The organism is Methanosarcina sp. UBA411, assembly GCF_002495725.1.
Classification (GTDB): domain Archaea; phylum Halobacteriota; class Methanosarcinia; order Methanosarcinales; family Methanosarcinaceae; genus Methanosarcina.
Genome location: NZ_DAGK01000034.1, coordinates 260,514 through 278,209 on the forward strand (window position 1 = coordinate 260,514; position 17,696 = coordinate 278,209).

The window sequence follows — 17,696 nt, forward strand, 5'->3', positions numbered from 1 at the left end:
GGAAGAATAAGATATATAAAGAATAAAAAACCTGCTTTTCTCCTGTTGGAAGAACCACAAATTATAAGTATATATATAAAAGAAAACTGTCATTCTTTGTGAACAGAACTTGATAGGCTCTGGAGAAAAACTTATGGCCAGATATGCAGACCGTTTCTGGGAGATTGACTGTCTGCGAGGATTTGCCGTCCTTTTGATGCTCCTGTACCATTTTCTTTATGACTTGGACTTTTTTGAACTTGCGGAGATTCAGCTAAGATCAGGCCTTATCCTATATGCAGGCAGATTTTCAGCTTTCCTTTTTATCCTTATCTCAGGAACCGCCCTTTCTATAAGCCATTCAAGAGCCCTTAATAAAGAGTTTGGTAGAAAGAGAACCGAAAACTTCTGTAAATACCTGAGGAGAGGAATCAAACTATATTTAATGGGGCTTTTGCTCACAGTTATAACCTGGATCTTTTTACCTGAAGAGTATATTGTCTTTGGGATCCTGCAATTTTTTGGGGTTTCGGCCGTGCTTGTCTATCCCTTCCTGAGATATGGGAGAGAAAACCTCTATTTCAGCCTGTTTTTCATCCTTTCAGGGCTTTACCTCAGGACTATAACTTTCGGTTTTTCCAGCCTTCTCTGGCTGGGTTTCACTCCCGAAAATTTCAGAACCCTTGACTACTTTCCCATCTTTCCTTGGTTTGGGGTGTTGCTTGCAGGAGTTTTCCTGGGGAATTTCCTGTACGCAGGCGGGAAAAGGCAGTTTGAAATTCCATATACCGGAAAAAATCTTCTCTTCAGATTGTCTTCCAGAGTGGGGCAACATTCTCTGGTCATATATTTCATTCATCAGCCGGTCTTTCTCGGATTCTTATTCCTGAGTGGGCTAATCAATCTGAATATATTACTATAAAACTTATACAAAGTCCATTTAAAAGAAACCCTAAGAAGTATATTTTTCTAGGTTTTCTTTACGACTCAAAATTACCAGTAGACCTAAACCTGATGGTTTTATATTATCTAACAGACGTAATTGTATATCTGTTTACTTGCACTCATATACTGATCAATCTTCGCCTGCTCTCTGAAAAAATATAATGATGTAAAGTATAGCCAGGATATAAGGTCAAAAACAAATCAGATTCATATTTTCAGTCCGATAAAGGAGCAGAAAGTGCAAAATCAAAAACAGAAGATGGAGAAAAAAATGTATCTCGAAATTGCGATGTTTGCCTATTTTGTAGTTCTCTTCTTGACTCTTCGAGATGTTCGGATTTTTAAAAGAACCGGTTATCGTTCTTACAGGAGAGGAGCCATGAAGGGACTTGCAGCTTCTTCCCTAGTTTTGATAGGAGCAGTTGTTGTTGAGGTAAACCCGGAGCTTGGATTGCTTTTCGTATTAATAGGACTCTTTATCAATCGTAAAGGAATAAGAGAGCGTGTTTTTACTAGTGCAGGAACTCTTGACCGCTTTCTCGGAAAAACAGATTATGTAAAGAGAAAATGAGAAGGATAATACATAAGAATGCAGAATATATTTTAATACAGGATTATCCAAATGCCGTATGATGAATAAAGAGATTAGATCAAAAATCTAACCATTGTTGCTATACTCATCTTGCAAAATTAATATTATCTTAGGGAAAAATTGTCAGTGTCTATTACATGTAGAACTAATTGAGAAAAAGAATGATAAGCCTCACAGCTTTAGACTGGAGTATTGACCCCAAAACTTATAAATCTCAAGTGACCTATTAGTCGACGAATTCATAATCAATCAAATTTTTCAATCCAGTTTTCACTAAACCTATCAATTCGAAAGAAGAAAATAGACGTCAAATAACCATATTTTCTATCTTCGACTTCACGTTAACCAGAATTCACAGGAAAACATGTGATATAAACTAGAAGTAGAATTGAATAACTGGACTAAAAAACAGCAAAAACATCTAAGAGGAGATACGATGGGAAATATAAGACAGACAAACATAAAAAAAATTGCATTCGGACTGATTGAAAACCACGGGGATGTCTTCACAAAAGATTTTGAAACTAACAAGACTCTTGTGACAAAGTATACAACCATTGAAAGCAAAGTTATAAGAAATAGGGTTGCAGGTTACGTCACAAGAAAAGTTGCACGCATGAAAGTATACTAAGCAGAAGATTTACTTCTGAATATAGGTGGGGATATCTGAAATGTTTGAAGGAGCAATACCTGCCCTGATAACTCCTTTTACTAAGGACGACAGGATTGACAGGGAAGGTCTACAAAGGAATATTGCATTTGTTGAAGAAGGAGGAGTTGCAGGGATTGTGCCCTGTGGCACTACAGGAGAATCCGCGACTCTTTCTGCACTTGAGCACGAAGAAGTAATAGATATTGCAGTAGAATGTTCAAAGGTTCCTGTGATCGCAGGAACAGGTTCAAATAATACAGGAGAAGCTCTCCAGTTTACAAAACACGCTGCAGATGCGGGTGTAGATGGAGTTCTTCTAATTTCTCCCTATTATAACAAGCCAAATCCTGCAGGCCTGATTGCGCACTTCAAGAAAATTGCCGAGGCAATCGATATTCCTATGATTCTGTACAATGTCCCTTCCCGCACAGGACAGGACATGCCAGTAGAAGTTATTACCGAGCTTGCAAAAGTCGAGAATATTGTGGGAATTAAGGAAGCTAGCGGAAGTGTCGGGAAAGTTTCCCAAATCCTGGAAAATACTGCAGATGATGACTTCGTGGTTCTTTCAGGTGAGGATGGTTTGACTCTTCCGATTCTTTCTGTAGGAGGGAAAGGAGTCATTTCTGTTGCTGCAAATATAGTACCTGATAGGATGTCCAAGATGGTAAATGCAGCTCTTGTCGGAGACTATGAAACCGCAAGAAAGATTCATTTTGAGATTGCCCCTCTGATTCGTGCCCTCTTCCTCGAAACAAACCCGATCCCGGTCAAGAAAGCTGCAGAGCTTGCAGGCCTAGCAAGCGGGCATCTGAGACTTCCACTCGCACCCCTTAGCGATACAAACATTGAAAAGGTTGCAGATGAACTCAGGAAATTGGGGGTTATTGAATGATTAACGCGGCAGTACTCGGAGCCTGCGGCAGAATGGGCTCTTTAATTGTGGAGAATATTACCAGCTCTACGGACATGCAGCTTGTTGCTGCTTTTGACATCAATAATTTCGGAAGAGATGCAGGAGAATTTGCCCATGTCGGGAACCTGGGAGTCCAGATCTCGGATGTAAAAGACCTTGAAACTGTTCTGAAAGAAAGCAAGGCTGATATCCTTATCGACTTTACCGCAGCTGGTGCAACCGTAATTAACGCTCCAATAGCAGCCAGAGCTGGAGTAAATCTTATTATAGGAACTACAGGCCTGACTCCGGAGCAGCGAGCAGTAATTGACGAGGCTATCAAGGAAGGTCAGGTAAGTGCCGTAATTTCCCCTAACTACTCGGTAGGCGTTAATGTCTTTTTCAAGATAATCAAGGAAGCTGCAAAATACCTTGCAGATTATGATATAGAGATTATAGAAGCTCATCATAACCAGAAAAAAGATGCTCCGAGTGGAACCGCCCTTAGGGCAGCCGACGTCATCAGTGAGGCTCTCGGCGGAAAGGATTATGTCTACGGCAGAGAAGGTATTGCCCCACGCGGAAAAGAAATCGGAATTCACGGAGTCCGCGCCGGAGATATCACAGGTGATCACACCGTTCTCTTTGCAGGCAATTCTGAAAGGATCGAAATAAAGCATATGGCTCACTCCCGCCAGATCTTTGCCAAAGGCGCAGTGCGTGCAGCCGAATGGATCTGCAAGCAGAAACCTGGAATTTATTCCATGGACGATGTGCTCGGATTATAAAGCAATATATTAGATCACAATTTTACATCAGCTAATAAAAACTTTAGAATTATGTGCTTGGGCCATGAGTTTACTTATCAGGCCCACCCATATTTTCAGCTCAAAACAGAGTTATTTGATTTCTTATTTTTGACCTGATTCAACTTGACTCGAACCTGATCCTAATTTGGAAGTTGCATATCATTAATAATATATAATATGTAATTTGAATTTGAGCTATAGTTAACACCTAACCATATAGCCCAAGCAAGATCATTTCTTGCTGAAGACAAGTTCGGAACTCAAGTCTTCAACTCTATCCGCTACAACGATATTTCCCTGTATCCCCAGCTTTTTTCCACTATACCATTTTCCTTGAATAAGAAGTCTATCCCCCGCTGAAACTAGGCATAAGCCATGATAGAGTACAAGTACGTTTTTTCCTTCATATTCGATGGAAAATACACTTTCATATTTGCTTCCAATGCTTCCAAATATAATAATAAAAAGGGCACCGAGAAAGAAAGATGGACGTTCATAGATTCTGGAATCAACAGTTGCTTTAGTTTTAACTCCAAGTTCCTCAGTTTCATTCTTAGTTCTTTCGTCTTCATTTTTGGCTTTTAAGTCATCAGAAAGATATAAAACATCTGAATCTGCCTCAAAGTTGTCCTTCTTTTGCATAAAAGAGCCTCGTTGGACCTACAGTTTTACGTTATATAATTATCAAATTTAATTTAATGTTCAGGTTACAGAAAAAATTCACAAATGAGATAAATTTTAACCATCTTTCATATATTTTTTATGGCCAGATCATCAAAATGTTCTTGAGAAAACATCAAAACTTGTTCTAGAGAAAAGAAATTTTTAATTAGAAAGTTTCAAAAACTTCCAGAGTAGAAAGATATAAATAGTCAACATTTATATGTTTACATATGTTCCTTCCGGCAGGTGAAAAACAGTTTGAGTTCTGGATCTTGCGCCGAAACGGGCTTCCGAATATCAATATTGCAAAACATTTCGGAGTCTCAAGACAGGCAGTCTCGCGAGCCCTTCTTAGTATGGATAAGCGTATTGAAGAAACCCTGCTTGAAATGGCCAGAGCAAACAGGATTGAAGTCCAAAAACTAGACTCAAAGAAAGGGATACTCTTCGGGAGATCGGTTCCTTTCAAAGCCAACGCAATAATTTTTGTCTCGGCAAAACATGGAATGCAAGTTTGGTACGAGCACGAGGGAGAATGCGGATCTTGCGAAAGATACAGGGAATGTATTGAACTTCTCTGGGACTTTGCAGAAGAGATGCAGCTCAAACTACAGAGTACAGAAGATCCCACAAAGATAGCTGATGAATTATTTGAGAAATTAAAAGAATCGATTGAACAAGCCTACTAAAGCCAGATAAAACTGAGGAAAAGATGGCAATGAATGTATTCACAAAAAGCATAAAGAGATTAATCGGATGGTGCCCGAACGCAAAAGCACTTGAAATCGGATCTCAAATTACTCCTGCAAATTTTGAAATATATGATAAATCTGGAGGAGAAAAAGCCGGAAACAATCTCAGCCGTATGAAAAGAATTGGACTGCTACTTGCCAGTGTAGGTGCTTTGATTTCAATGTTGTCACTTACTTTGGATTTAAAGGATAACCTATTATCGCTTACGGTCGGAGTAGGAACTCTCTTATTTTTAATTGGTGCTACTCTCTATATTAAAGGATGATAGCGACTCCATGCATCGAAGTCATGATAGAATGAGGTTTCTTGATAGAAAGGGTGATTGTTCACGATTCCAGTGGGAATAAGCTGAGAATGGGGGAAACATAGACTATGAACGTGTTAATTAAGAATATAAGGAAACTGATGGGATGGTGCCCAAATGCAAAAATGCTTGAAACTCAGCGTTCTATCCATTCTGAATATTTTGAAACGAATGACCAGGCTAAAGGAAGAGATGCTGGAAATCCTCCGGTTTTACCCACTGATTGGTGGAACAAACGCCATAATAGAGCACTAATAATATCCTCAGCGTTGACTCTTTTTTCTATACTGGGAATTGGATTTCTGGAAGTTCATCCCATGGATAAAGGTTTCATATTTGGGTTAATTATCGGAACCATTTTTAACCTATACATTTGCATCTGGAACTGGCATTACCTGAATAATATAAAAAACACAGGCAAGAAAATAAAGAAGAATATTAGATCTCCAAAATGGAGAGTTATAAATATAATACTTTCCTTGGTATTACTGTATCTCTTTTTTTCACAGTCTAATTGGGGACTCGTTTTATTTTTTATTTCTGCCTTTTGTTTGATAGCTTTGTTTTATTATTTTAACTTTGATTCAACCGGCCTAGTACTGCTTCTTGTCTTTGGTTCATCGCTTGGTTGGAGACACACTATAGGCTTTATATCTGGCTTTTGTTTGACGGCTTTTCTCTATTACCTTACAGATATATTCTGGGAAAAGAGAAACGGGAAAATATTGCTTGTGTATGGGCACAAAATGCCAGAGATCTACATTGTAAATGCATGAATGGAGGGATATTATGACTCTGGAACACATCAAGAGACTCATGGGATGGTGCCCGAATGCAAAAACACTTGAAAATGGATTCCAGATAAGTCCTGCTAATTTTGAAGCATATAATCAATCGGGAGGAGAAAAGGCCAGGAATACAGGGATTTCGAGTCATATTTCCAGGTTTTTTTCCAGATTTGATGTCCGGATTCTCCTACCAACACTATTCTTGACTCCTATTTACATAAACTTGCTATTTCAAAGAGGTATAAATGCAGAGGCCTTCTTTTTAGGCTTTTCACTTTCTCTACTGATTTATATGCTCGGCTGGAAAAAGCAGATGCATTATTACGATTCCCTGGCAAAAACCCCCATTTTTGGCTCTTCCTCAAAGAAAATACTCTTATGGGTATTCTTAACCCTAATTTTGTTTTTAATTTTGCCTATGGTTTTCTTATCTCAGATACCTTCTTTTCTTAACGCACGGTCACTGTATTCCTTAGTTGCTGGAGCTGGGACCCTTATGTGGGGAAGTTATCTTCAGTTAATTTACTGGGAGAGGAAAAACCATATGAAAATTTATATAAAAAGTGAAAAGGGGTTCCAAAAAATGTATGCTATTGGGAAAAAGGATGGAGAGTTATGAATTGGGGAGCAAAATACATTAGAAAACCAATGGGATGGTGTCCTAATGCCAGAGCATCTGAAACCAGGCAGCACATTAACTTTGAAAATTTCGAATCTGGTATCCCAGATAGAGAAAAAGGAGATAACGGGGATCAAAAAAATCCCAGATGGCTCCGAAAACTGAGTAATTATACTCTCTTTATTAACACTTTGTTTACACTCGTGTACATCCTAGCGATTAATCATCTGGGCCTAAATCTAGCCTTTTTACTCGCCGGATTTTTCATTTCTGTAGCTCTTATTGTCCTTGACTGGAAGAAGCAGATGAGAAGATACGATATCCTGGCACAGAAACTCATTTGCGAGAATCCCGGCATGAAAAAAGTGTCTCAAATAATGAACCTAATTTTCTATACAGTTCTTTTTTATTGGATTTTTTCTGGAGATGTGGCAAGGAATCATTCTATGCAAGTAATCATTTCGTTTATGGGTGGTTTCCTGGTCGGAATGTGGCTTAGTTATTTCCAGCTAATATATTGGCAGAAAGAGAATCACAAGATAATTTATTTAGACAAAAGTTACGGAAAGTGGAAAAAGTCATACATAATTCGGGAGAATAAATAAATGCCAGCTAAGGTTTTTGGTTTTGATCAGATCAAAAAGTTTATGGGTTGGTGCCCGAATGTAAAAGCACTTGAAACCGGACCCAGGATTAGTTCTGCTAATTTTGAAGCAAACGATCAATCGGAAGGAGAAAAAACAAGAAGTCCGAAGGTTTCTAGCCAGCATTCAAGGCTTGATACCCAACTCTTCCTGCTACCAATTTTCTTTACTCCTGTTTACATAAAACTATTTCAAAAAGGTATAAACACAGAGGCTTTCCTTCTAGGCATTTTACTTTCTTTGCCAATAAATTTGCTTGGCTGGAAAAAGCAAATGCATCAATACTATGCCGTGAAAAAAAATCCTGTCGTTTCTCCTTCCTTTAGAAAAACACTTGCCTGTGTAATATTATTCCTATTTTTGGGTTTCACTTTGCTCATGGCTTTTTTGCCCTATATCTCATCTCATGCAGCTTATATTTTTAACGATCAGGCATTGTATTCTTTCACTTCAGGAACTCTGATATTGATGTGGGGCTTCTATTTCCAGCTAATTTACTGGGAAAGGAAAAACCATATGAAAATGTATACGAAAAGAGAAAAGGGACAGCAAAAGCTGTATGTCCTTGGAGAAAAAGGGGAAGAACTATGAACTGGGAGTCCAGATGCATAAAAAAGTTGATGGGATGGTGCCCAAATGCAAAAGCACATGAGGCAAGACAACCCATTAACTTTGAAAGTTTTGAATCTGGTATTTCGAGTAGAATAAGTGGAGATAACGAGGATCAAAAAAATCCCGGATGGCTCCGAAAACTGAGTAATTATACTCTCTTAATTAACACTTTATTTACACTCGCATATCTCCTAATAATTAAGCAGTTAGGTATAAACCTGATCTTTCTACTTGCCGGATTTTTAGTTCCTTTATTTTTCGTTATATTTGACTGGAAAGCTCAAATGCAAAGATATGATGCTCTAGTAAAACATCCGGTAATCGACTATTCAGATAAGAAAAAAACTCTATTTTATACTCGCATATGCGCTTATAATTGTGATTTTCTACCTATATTTTAAAGGCCAAGAACTTGCTATGCAAGCAATATTTTCATTATTGGGAGGTTCCACGGTTGCGATGTGGCTTAGTTATTTCCAGCTAATATATTGGGAGAAAGAGAACCACAAAACTATTTATTTCGGCAAAAAGCACGGGACCTGGAAAACTTCGTATATTATCAGGGAGAAAAAATAAATGTCTGCTAAAGCTATTGCTTTTGAGCAGATCGAAAAGTTTATGGGATGGTGCCCAGCCTGCAAGAAAACGGCTCATCAAACAAAACAGTCCTGTTACTTTATAAACACAGCCATAATTTCCGGAAAAACAGAAAACACCACTGAATTCCGAACAGCAAATGTGATCTTCCCTGCAAATACAGCTCTGTTTACTTTTCTTTTTGTAATATTCTTCAACCTGCTCATGACGCATACAGAAAATATTTCTCTCTTCTTAGTCGGTCTCTTCCTGCTGAACATTCCTTGTTACTTGCTAATTCTCAAAACCTTCGAGGCAGCAGTTCTGATAGATAAATCAGGAGTACACCTTCAGGCATTCAGATTGAAGAAATTTGACATCCCTTATGAAGAGATCGAAAACATAACGTCACACAGGCTTGAAAAGCGTTCAAAGGAAATGTCCCTTCTCCTTGTAATTGGAGAAATTGCTTTCTGTGGATTCGTGGTCTACATGACTGTAATAAAAGGGGAATGGAAAATACCTCTGCTATTGGTCTCACTGCTTCCCCTTATTCTGTTTGCTACGAGAAAGCAAAAAACCCACTTATGGAAACTGAACACGCAACTGTATATCAAGACTAAACACAAAAAATGGTACGAACTGAATTCTTATCATTCCCTAATCACGGACGAAGTCTCGGCTGCAAAGATTAAATCATCTATTGAAAGGCATTTGTGAAGGTTTATAAAATGACTTTAGTAAAATATTTTAGAAAATTGATGGGATGGTGCCCGATGAAAAAAATCATTACTTTAAACTTTTAATAAGCTCCTGAAAGCGCTTTTCGTCCACTATCTTCTGGATATTGAGCATCCGCTTAAACTCATCGACGCTTTTTTCCCCGCCTTTCCCCTCAAGTTTGTCTTTTAATTCCATTGAGGCCCGCAGAAGCCCAGTTGCCTCTTCATAGAGGGCTTTAGCCTCTGTTTTTGTAAGTTCTTCAGTCTCCAGTAGTTCTTCGTCTGCTTTTGACTTTTCTTCCAATTTTGGAATTAAAGCCTTTATTTCGGCAGCCTTATCCGTATCCAGCGATTCTTTCTCGCTCAGCCCTCTAACCATGTCCCTGAGTTTGTACTCGCACCCATCGATCTCTACGCTTTCAGGGATTTTCTTTCCTGCCCAAGCAAAGTCACTCCTGAGGCTCCATAGGAGTTTATTGCGCTCTTCATAACTAAGACATTCTTCATCTGCTTCTTCCGTGTCATTATCGCTTTTTACCATGAACAACTTCCCCTGAAAATAAGTAGCAATTAAAACTGCAAGATCAGACTCACTATTAAGATCAGATTCACTGTTATACTGAAACAATATTTCTCTGAACACTTAAGTTCTGAGAGCTTAAGTTCTGAGAGAACTCCAAGATAAAAGAAAAAAATTGATTTTAGCTTCACTGAAAGTCATCTTTACAGTAAATTTTCGGCTATATTTTCTGAAATTACATGTTCGCAGTAAAGGCAGCGTAGAATTACCCCTTCTTCTTCTGACTGAAGCACGGAAAATTTGGATTTTATAGGTTCGCTGCTGTTAGAAATACAGTTAGAATTGATACAACGTACAACGCCTTCAACATAAGAAGGGAGTACAACATTATTTTTCTGAACTACTTCAAAATCCCTTATAATATTAATAGTGGCTTTCGGAGAGATAAGGGCAATCCTATTAAGCTCCTCTACACTCAGTTCCTTGCCTTCAATTTTCACAACGTCTTTTTTGCCTCTGGCACCAAGAGCATTCATGACAAAGCTGATGGTAGCTCGAAAAGCACTGGAAATCCCAAGTATGCGCAGAACATTTAAGGCTTGTCCTGCCTTTATATGATCAATAACTGTTCCTTTCTCAATAGCCTGGATCTTAAGGTCTCGTTTTTCCTTCATTCAATCACTCCTGTAGCAAGAGCAAGAAGTGCCATCCGCGTAGGAACCCCATAGAAAGCCTGCTCGAAATAACATGCATATGGTGTTGCATCCACTTCAGGAGAGATTTCGTTGACCCGTGGTAGAGGATGAAGAATCTTAAGTTTCGGATCTGCATTTTTCAATAGGTCACCTGTAACTTTCAACCTGTTTTTGACCTTCTCATATTCTTCAGGATCAGGGAAACGTTCTCTTTGAACCCTTGTCATATAAAGGACCTCGACGTCTCCAATTATTTCCTCAAGGGAATCGGTTTCCCTGATGTGGATTCCATTCTTTTGAAGATCCCTTACAATCTCTTGGGGCATCCTGAGTTCAGGAGGCGAAACGAAAGTCATTTCAGCTCCATACAGGGATAGGGCATAGCATAGGGAATGAACTGTTCTTCCATATTTTAGATCCCCTGCCATAGCTATCTTCAGGCCCTCAAGATGGCTTTCTCTGCGAATAGTATAAAGGTCAAGGAAAGTTTGTGAAGGGTGGTGTAAAGAGCCGTCTCCACCATTGATTATAGGGACGGTTGCAAATTCCGCAGCCATTCGTGCTGATCCGTCAAGGGGATGACGCAACACTATAAGATCTGCATAGTTGCTGATTACACGGATAGTATCGGCAAGATTTTCTCCCTTCATCACTGAACTTGCCTCTATGGACCCCAGGTTGAGAACCTCTCCTCCGAGTCTCTGCGCAGCAGCCTCAAAAGACAGCCTTGTCCTTGTGCTTGGTTCAAAAAAAAGAAGAGCTATAATTTTTCCATCCAGCAGCCGGGACCTTTCCTCACCTCTGGCCACAGGCTCAAGCCTTTCTGCTGTGTCCAGAATGTAATCAATTTCTTCCCGCGAAAAGTCCTTCATAGAGATGATGTGTCTGTTCTTAAATGACATCCTATTTTCATAAAGTGATTCCCAGAGATATAACCTTTGCTCCAGAAATAACTAAGAGTACTTAAGGAATTAAATTCTATCTCCGCATATCAATTTTGGTACTTCACTTAGATACCTTATTGATAAATTCAAGCCAGAGCTTTGCATCTTTAATCCTCTGATTATCGAACTTTTCCTGAAAGCATTTTGTATTTTCTTTAAATGTTCCGCTCTCGATTTCCTTAAGATCTGTTATTGCACGCAATAAACCTGCAGTCTCATGATAGAGTTTTCTTGCTTCTTCCGAGGTAAGGGACTTCTCTTCAAGTTCCTTTTCCTCTTCCATTTCCTTTGCTGAAATTATTTCGATACATTTATCTATCCTGGATTTTTCAGCTACACTAAGTTCGCCTTTTTGAATCAATTCCCATACATAGTTGTGCAGAGGATAAGTTTCTCCTTCAAATTCAATATAATCCGGAATATGCTGACCAACCCAGAAAAGGCGAGAATGCAGAGCCGAAAGTAGCTGCCTGCGTTCTTCATCGGTTATATAATTTTCAGAGGCTTTTTTCTTGCATATTCCACGGTTTTCCTCCATCGTCCTCCCCCAAGATATTGTATGCTCGTCAAATTTCTATGACAACTAGTTAAAATTCATTCTTAATCTGTGAACTTCAAATATAAAATAACAACATTAACACAAAAACAGTCGCAAATAAAAAGAAATATAGGTAATGAAAAACTCACATACAAAAATAAGATAATTCAAATCAAAATAAAAGAATAAATTTAAAAGAATCAAATAAAGAGGATTAAATTAAAAGAATAAATTAAGCTAATCAATACAAAAACCGGAAATTCGATAGGAATCCAGAATAAAAACAGAATGAAAATATACAGGACATCTGATATAAAAATGCTTGAAAATTTCAGCTTTTTCGATTTTTCACTTGAGGTGATACCATAGCTCCGATAATTCAGGTTGCACTTGATCTTCTGGAATTGGATCGCGCAGTAGAGATTGCAAAAGAGGCGATAGCAGGGGGTGCGGACTGGATTGAAATTGGAACCCCTCTGATAAAAAGTGAAGGAATGGATGCAATTCGCACAATGAGGAAAGCTTTTCCAGACCGAACGATTCTGGCAGATATGAAAACTGTAGACACAGGCGCTATAGAAGTCGAGATGGCAGCAAAAGCTGGGGCTGATGTCGTTATTGTGCTAGGGAGCGCAGATGATTCTACACTACTTGATGCTCTCCGTTCAGCCCATAAATATGGTGTCAGATTGATGGCAGACCTCATTTCGGCTCCTGACCCTGTAAAAAGAGTAATCGAACTTGAGGCTCTGGGCGTGGACTATGTTAATGTACATATAGGCATAGACCAGCAGATGATGGGAAAAGACCCCATATCTCTTCTCAACGAAATTTCACAGAGAGTCAACGTACAGCTTGCAGTCGCTGGAGGGCTTGATGCAAATACTGCAGTGCAGGCGGTCAAAGCTGGAGCTAAAATTATAATTGTCGGAGGGAATATTACCCACTCTGACAACGTAACTGAAGCCGCAAGAAAAATCCGGCAGAGTGTAGACTCCCCGGACGCTGTGGAAATCCGCACTGCCGGCACTATAGACCAAGAAATCAGGGCAATTCTTAAGGAAGTATCCACTTCAAACATTTCGGATGCCATGCACAGGAAAGGCGCGATGAAAGGCATTCACCCTCTAGTAAGAGGAAAAATGGTAGGAACTGCAGTTACCGTGCAGACTTTTCCCGGAGACTGGGCAAAACCTGTGGAAGCAATTGATGTTGCAAAAGAAGGAGATGTACTCGTTATTTACAACGAAAACAAGGATATTGCCTGCTGGGGAGGACTTGCAACCTGGAGTTCCTTAAACAAGGGAATTGCAGGCGTGGTAATAGAGGGCGCTGTCAGGGATATTGACGAAGTCGAAAACTTGGGACTTCCCATTTATACAAGCAATACAGTACCTAACGCTGGGGATCCTAAAGGTTTTGGAGAAATCAATGCTGAGATTACCTGTGGTGGCCAGACCGTGAAGCCAGGAGATTATATTGTGGGCGATGAAAGCGGTGTTGTGGTAATTCCAGCAGAGAGGGCATACGAGCTGGCAAGAAGAGCAAAAGAGGTTTACAAAACCGAAAAAAGACTCTTCGATGAAATCAAAAGAGGGGGAACGCTGTCTGAGATAATGAATCTGAAGAAATGGGAAAAGCGTTGAATGACCCCGCTTTCAGAACTCAGACCAAAAAAAAGACTAAAACGTAAGTGAGAATAAAAAGACAATAAAATCATAAAAATCGGAGAAAAACAGCGAAATTTGCAGGAGAAAGTTTTACTCGCCTTCCTCAGACTGGGAAAAGCAGATTCTGGACAGAAGGAGGGCCCTGACAAATTTCATTTCTTCTTCCTGGCAGTTCTTACCTAACCTTGTCCGAAGCAGGGAATCCAGCTCAATTTCTAAGCTTTCCAGTGCAGCTTTTATCTGCTGTTGTCTTTTGGGAGGCAAGATTCTTCCAATACTCCTGATATTTCCAGAAAGGATGAGTTGTTCAAGCTGCCTGAAAACAGTTCTGATACTCATGCCCTGGATGTCAGCAATCTCATCGATCCCGAGCCCTTGCGTAAAAAGAGAAAAAGTTCTTTGCAGAGAATCCTTTTCAAAAGAACTGGAGTTAGAAGAATCTGTTTTGACGCCGTCTACAGTCTCTGATTCAGGCAAAATATCTGTTGAATCTATTTCCCTGGAGTCGCGTGCTGAAGAGCTTCTCTCTGACCAATCCTGAATGCTTGTATCCAGATATCTTATTCTTTTTGTAGATAAGTTGCAAGCTTCCAAGCTGTTTATGCTGTCAGATTCAGGATCGGGCATATTAGGCCCGAGCATCTCGATCTCAGCTTCGGAATTTTCATCGTTTTGAACAATTTCTTGTGAGATTATTTCCTCTCGCTCAGGATTTTTACAGGCGATCTCCGGTTTTTCAGGTTTTTCAGCAGATTTTTCAGTGGGTTTTTCAGCGGATTTTTCAGCGGGAACTAAATTGTAATCTCTGCAATAATTTTCAATTTCCTTGAGAAAAACATCCCCGTATTTTCTTAGTTTATATTCTCCAACCCCTGTAATTGAATGAAACTCCTCAAGGCTATGCGGAAATCTTGTAGCCATTTCCTTAAGAGAGGTATCAGAGAAAACAATATAAGGAGGAAGGTTTTTCTTTATAGAGATATCCTTTCTTAGAGCTTTTAACCGCTCAAAAAGGATAGGATCAGGCTCTTTTCCTGATTTTATGGTTTTTTTCGCATCTGATGCTTTCAGGATGTCAGAAGCAACTGAAAATTTTTCTGGGAAGGTACCTTCTGCAGAAAACTCTATGTCATCGGCTGGTTTTCCTTTTGCACTGGTAGCTGTAGAAAGTATTAAACTTTCTTCAGCCTCAGGAGCAAAACCTTCAGGGCATACAAGCTCTATTTGTTCCAGGCCTTTCAGTATTTTTCTGCTCATGGCATTCAGCTTCAACACAGGATACTGTGCCCCGCTTACATCCAGAAGTCCGGTATTTATCATCTCGGAAGCTAATGATCTCCATTGTTCTTTTGTAAATTCCCTACCAATGCCATGGCTTTTCAATTTTTCGTGACGATTTTGTCGGATCTTTTTATTTTTTGATCCTGTGAGGACATCAATAACATAGTTTGTGCCAAAGCGCTGATTCAGTTCCTGAACACAGGTTATCAATTTTTTCGCAGCCTCAGTCCCATCAAAGGTATCTTTCGGACTAAGGCAGCAGTCACAGTTTCCACAGGATTCTGAAAGCTCTTCACCGAAATATTCCATTAAGATCTGGCGCCTGCATTTATTTGCCTCGCAATAAGCTACCATTTGCCTTAATTGCACAAGAGAAATGTCCTTTTCCTTTTCGTTTGTCTTCTGTGAGATAAAGTACTCTATCTTGAAGCGGTCCCCTCTGCTGAAAAAAAGGATACATTCGCATGGGCTTCCATCCCTTCCGCCCCTACCGGTTTCTTGGTAATAGCTTTCAAGATTTCTGGGGAGATCATAGTGTATTACAAAACGTACATTGGATTTATCAATCCCCATCCCAAAAGCGATTGTAGCTACTATGATGTCCACGTCATCTTTAATGAACATCTCCTGATTTCGGTTTCTCTCGGAATCCGAAAGTCCTGCATGATAGGGAAGAGCCCTAAAACCTGCAAGGTTCAATTTTTTTGTAAGGGCTTCGACGCTATTTCTGCTCTGGCAGTAGATAATTCCTGCTTCGCCTCTATGCCTGCGCAGATAGCCTGTAATCTCGGAAAAAGTCTCCTTCTTTGGCCTGACTTCATAGTAAAGGTTTTTTCGGTTAAAACTGGCTACATAAGGCCCTTTTTCCGGAGCTATACGAAGGTTAAGTTGTGATATAATATCTTCTCGAACCCTTTCGGTAGCAGTTGCAGTAAGCGCAATAATTGGGATATTGGGAAAGCCTGTTTTAGGGTCCCTCAAAAGTTTCAATTTCCTGTACTCAGGCCGGAAATCATGACCCCATTCGGAAATGCAGTGGGCCTCGTCAATTGCAAAGAGGCTGACCTTCCCTTTTTTCAAAAGGGCAAAGGTTCCTGGCATCATGAGCCTCTCTGGAGCGACGTAAAGAACTTTTAACCGGTTTTCGAGGAAAGCAGTCTTCACGTCCCGAAGTTCTCTGGCGCTCTGGGAACTGTTCATACAGGCTGCAGCAATTCCGTTTGCTTCAAGGCCGTCAACCTGGTCTTTCATCAGGGAAATCAAGGGGGAAACAACAATTGTAACTCCTTCCATAAGAAGGGCAGGCAGCTGGTAGCACATTGACTTACCCCCGCCAGTGGGCATGAGTACGAAAACGTCTTTTCTTTCCAGAACATCCCTAATAATTTCCTCCTGCAATGGACGAAAAGAAGTGTATCCGAAATACTGGTACAGGGCTGAGTATATTCTGGCAGACAGCGAAGGCATTGGCTCAAGCTCGCGTTTACTCTCCTTAAAGAAATCATACTCAGTGCTCGTTTTCAAATCCTCCTGACCTGTAGAATCAATGTCAAGCCAGAATATAAATCTCGGAAGATCCGGAGAAATCAAGGTATGGATATGCTCTCATGCACAGCTATATCCTAAACATTTTCCGTTTTTATGAATTCCTATGTTTATGGTAGACAAATCTCCATGTATATGATAGATTGTTCCCATGATATGATAAATCAGATATTGGTATAAGTCTGCCAGTTATAGAATCCTGACGCTGTGATGTTTAAAGCTCATCATATTTAAGTTGCAGGTGTACGGGGTGAAAGTATTCGGATATATTAACTGTAAGCTCTGGATATACATCGAAGACCTCCCAAAATAGTAGATTAAAAAAGGTTTAGAAAGGAAAAAAATCAGATCACCAAACGAGGAAAAAGTATGAAAATGATTGAAGGTTGAAAAATGGAAAATAAGCAAATGGTTTACTGGTTTCTAGCGTCAGCATTATTAATGTTTGATTTGAGGTAAGGATAGGAAGATCAGGAGTGTGGCTACACCCAGGCACTTCTTATCTTCCTCTTCAGTTATGCTGCTTTGCCAGCCACCTATGTTTCAGTTTTCCGCGAATTTCCATTTTGGCATACTTATCTTATTCAATAAGTTTTCTCCCAACTTAACCTAAGATTCCCTTTTCCTTTGCAATCCACTCCAAAGTATCAGCTACTCTTTTCTGCGACTCTGCCAGGCTCTCCAGGGAGTTTGCAATCCTTTCAAGCTTATCAACAACCTCATAGTTCTCACTGTCCATTCCTATCACCAATTCCTCTCGGGATTTTAATAGGAATATTTTTGGAAAAGCTTTGTATATAATTCTAATTTTTAATTTTCTGAAAAAGGTAGACTTAAATTTCTGTCTGTGTAGAATTAACTTGCTTTTCCTTATCAAGCGTAATTTCCCAAAAGTCTTCAGGAGGTGAGTTTTCGGCTCCATTTAAAGAGATCTTACCACCCAATAAGTT

Annotated in this window: 22 protein-coding genes; 15 read left to right on the top strand and 7 right to left on the bottom strand. The window is 39.6% G+C overall.

What is annotated here, in order from left to right; genetic code table 11:
• Window positions 1-133: 133 nt before the first annotated feature.
• The 5 genes from BP861_RS14365 to dapB all read left to right on the top strand — a co-directional run bounded on the left by BP861_RS14365 (window position 134) and on the right by dapB (window position 3,851).
• Complete coding sequence (locus BP861_RS14365; RefSeq protein WP_292376689.1) at window positions 134-901, top strand: heparan-alpha-glucosaminide N-acetyltransferase; 768 nt, start codon at window positions 134-136, stop codon at window positions 899-901.
• Between the two features lie 294 nt (window positions 902-1,195).
• Window positions 1,196-1,495, top strand: coding sequence for a hypothetical protein (locus tag BP861_RS14370; protein WP_292376690.1), 300 nt, complete (start codon window positions 1,196-1,198; stop codon window positions 1,493-1,495).
• Window positions 1,496-1,952: 457 nt separating this feature from the next.
• Complete coding sequence (locus tag BP861_RS14375) at window positions 1,953-2,147, top strand: 30S ribosomal protein S17e (RefSeq protein WP_292376691.1); 195 nt, start codon at window positions 1,953-1,955, stop codon at window positions 2,145-2,147.
• Between the two features lie 40 nt (window positions 2,148-2,187).
• Entirely contained in the window at window positions 2,188-3,063 is an 876-nt protein-coding gene (dapA, locus tag BP861_RS14380) for a 4-hydroxy-tetrahydrodipicolinate synthase (protein ID WP_292376692.1), read from the top strand.
• Window positions 3,060-3,851, top strand: coding sequence for a 4-hydroxy-tetrahydrodipicolinate reductase (dapB, locus tag BP861_RS14385; protein WP_292376693.1), 792 nt, complete (start codon window positions 3,060-3,062; stop codon window positions 3,849-3,851). The genes dapA and dapB overlap by 4 nt, the downstream gene beginning before the upstream one ends.
• Window positions 3,852-4,103: 252 nt before the next feature.
• On the opposite strand, the gene BP861_RS14390 is transcribed toward dapB, so the two are convergent.
• Window positions 4,104-4,514 carry a hypothetical protein gene (locus BP861_RS14390; protein ID WP_292376694.1) on the bottom strand — a complete coding sequence of 137 codons (411 nt, stop codon included), beginning with the start codon at window positions 4,512-4,514 and terminating at the stop codon, window positions 4,104-4,106.
• 251 nt (window positions 4,515-4,765) lie between these two features.
• Here BP861_RS14390 and BP861_RS14395 point away from each other — a divergent pair, with 251 nt between their 5' ends.
• The 9 genes from BP861_RS14395 (at window position 4,766) to BP861_RS14435 (ending at window position 9,551) form a co-directional block, all read left to right on the top strand.
• Window positions 4,766-5,224, top strand: coding sequence for a hypothetical protein (locus BP861_RS14395; RefSeq protein WP_292376695.1), 459 nt, complete (start codon window positions 4,766-4,768; stop codon window positions 5,222-5,224).
• Between the two features lie 23 nt (window positions 5,225-5,247).
• Window positions 5,248-5,553, top strand: a complete 306-nt coding sequence (locus BP861_RS14400; protein ID WP_292376696.1) for a DUF1673 family protein — start codon at window positions 5,248-5,250, stop codon at window positions 5,551-5,553.
• A 107-nt stretch (window positions 5,554-5,660) separates the two neighbouring features.
• Window positions 5,661-6,368, top strand: coding sequence for a DUF1673 domain-containing protein (locus BP861_RS14405; protein ID WP_292376697.1), 708 nt, complete (start codon window positions 5,661-5,663; stop codon window positions 6,366-6,368).
• A gap of 13 nt (window positions 6,369-6,381) precedes the next feature.
• Entirely contained in the window at window positions 6,382-6,999 is a 618-nt protein-coding gene (locus tag BP861_RS14410) for a DUF1673 domain-containing protein (protein ID WP_292376698.1), read from the top strand.
• Window positions 6,996-7,604, top strand: a complete 609-nt coding sequence (locus BP861_RS14415; protein WP_292376699.1) for a DUF1673 domain-containing protein — start codon at window positions 6,996-6,998, stop codon at window positions 7,602-7,604. The genes BP861_RS14410 and BP861_RS14415 overlap by 4 nt, the downstream gene beginning before the upstream one ends.
• Window positions 7,605-8,234 carry a DUF1673 domain-containing protein gene (locus BP861_RS14420; RefSeq protein WP_292376700.1) on the top strand — a complete coding sequence of 210 codons (630 nt, stop codon included), beginning with the start codon at window positions 7,605-7,607 and terminating at the stop codon, window positions 8,232-8,234.
• On the top strand, window positions 8,231-8,656 hold the full coding sequence (locus BP861_RS14425) for a DUF1673 domain-containing protein (protein ID WP_292376701.1): 426 nt from the start codon (window positions 8,231-8,233) through the stop codon (window positions 8,654-8,656). Before BP861_RS14420 ends, BP861_RS14425 begins: the two co-directional genes overlap by 4 nt.
• Window positions 8,634-8,831, top strand: a complete 198-nt coding sequence (locus tag BP861_RS14430) for a DUF1673 family protein (RefSeq protein WP_292376702.1) — start codon at window positions 8,634-8,636, stop codon at window positions 8,829-8,831. Before BP861_RS14425 ends, BP861_RS14430 begins: the two co-directional genes overlap by 23 nt.
• Window positions 8,832-9,551, top strand: coding sequence for a DUF1673 family protein (locus BP861_RS14435; RefSeq protein WP_292376703.1), 720 nt, complete (start codon window positions 8,832-8,834; stop codon window positions 9,549-9,551).
• A gap of 69 nt (window positions 9,552-9,620) precedes the next feature.
• Here BP861_RS14435 and BP861_RS14440 read toward each other — a convergent pair whose 3' ends face one another.
• The 4 genes from BP861_RS14440 to BP861_RS14455 form a co-directional block, all read right to left on the bottom strand.
• Complete coding sequence (locus BP861_RS14440) at window positions 9,621-10,094, bottom strand: DUF5788 family protein (RefSeq protein WP_292376704.1); 474 nt, start codon at window positions 10,092-10,094, stop codon at window positions 9,621-9,623.
• Between the two features lie 182 nt (window positions 10,095-10,276).
• A complete protein-coding gene (gene pyrI / locus BP861_RS14445) occupies window positions 10,277-10,747 on the bottom strand; it encodes an aspartate carbamoyltransferase regulatory subunit (protein ID WP_292376705.1) in 471 nt (156 codons plus the stop codon).
• Window positions 10,744-11,670, bottom strand: a complete 927-nt coding sequence (pyrB, locus tag BP861_RS14450; RefSeq protein ID WP_292376706.1) for an aspartate carbamoyltransferase — start codon at window positions 11,668-11,670, stop codon at window positions 10,744-10,746. Before pyrB ends, pyrI begins: the two co-directional genes overlap by 4 nt.
• A gap of 103 nt (window positions 11,671-11,773) precedes the next feature.
• Window positions 11,774-12,250, bottom strand: a complete 477-nt coding sequence (locus BP861_RS14455; RefSeq protein ID WP_292376707.1) for a DUF5788 family protein — start codon at window positions 12,248-12,250, stop codon at window positions 11,774-11,776.
• Between the two features lie 365 nt (window positions 12,251-12,615).
• On the opposite strand from BP861_RS14455, the gene hxlA reads away from it, so the two are divergent.
• A complete protein-coding gene (gene hxlA, locus BP861_RS14460) occupies window positions 12,616-13,896 on the top strand; it encodes a 3-hexulose-6-phosphate synthase (RefSeq protein WP_292376799.1) in 1,281 nt (426 codons plus the stop codon).
• 114 nt (window positions 13,897-14,010) lie between these two features.
• On the opposite strand, the gene recQ is transcribed toward hxlA, so the two are convergent.
• A complete protein-coding gene (gene recQ / locus BP861_RS14465; RefSeq protein ID WP_292376800.1) occupies window positions 14,011-16,668 on the bottom strand; it encodes a DNA helicase RecQ in 2,658 nt (885 codons plus the stop codon).
• A gap of 682 nt (window positions 16,669-17,350) precedes the next feature.
• Window positions 17,351-17,485: a hypothetical protein gene (locus tag BP861_RS14470; RefSeq protein ID WP_292376708.1), complete on the bottom strand. Its 135-nt coding sequence runs from the start codon at window positions 17,483-17,485 to the stop codon at window positions 17,351-17,353.
• Window positions 17,486-17,696 lie beyond the last annotated feature (211 nt).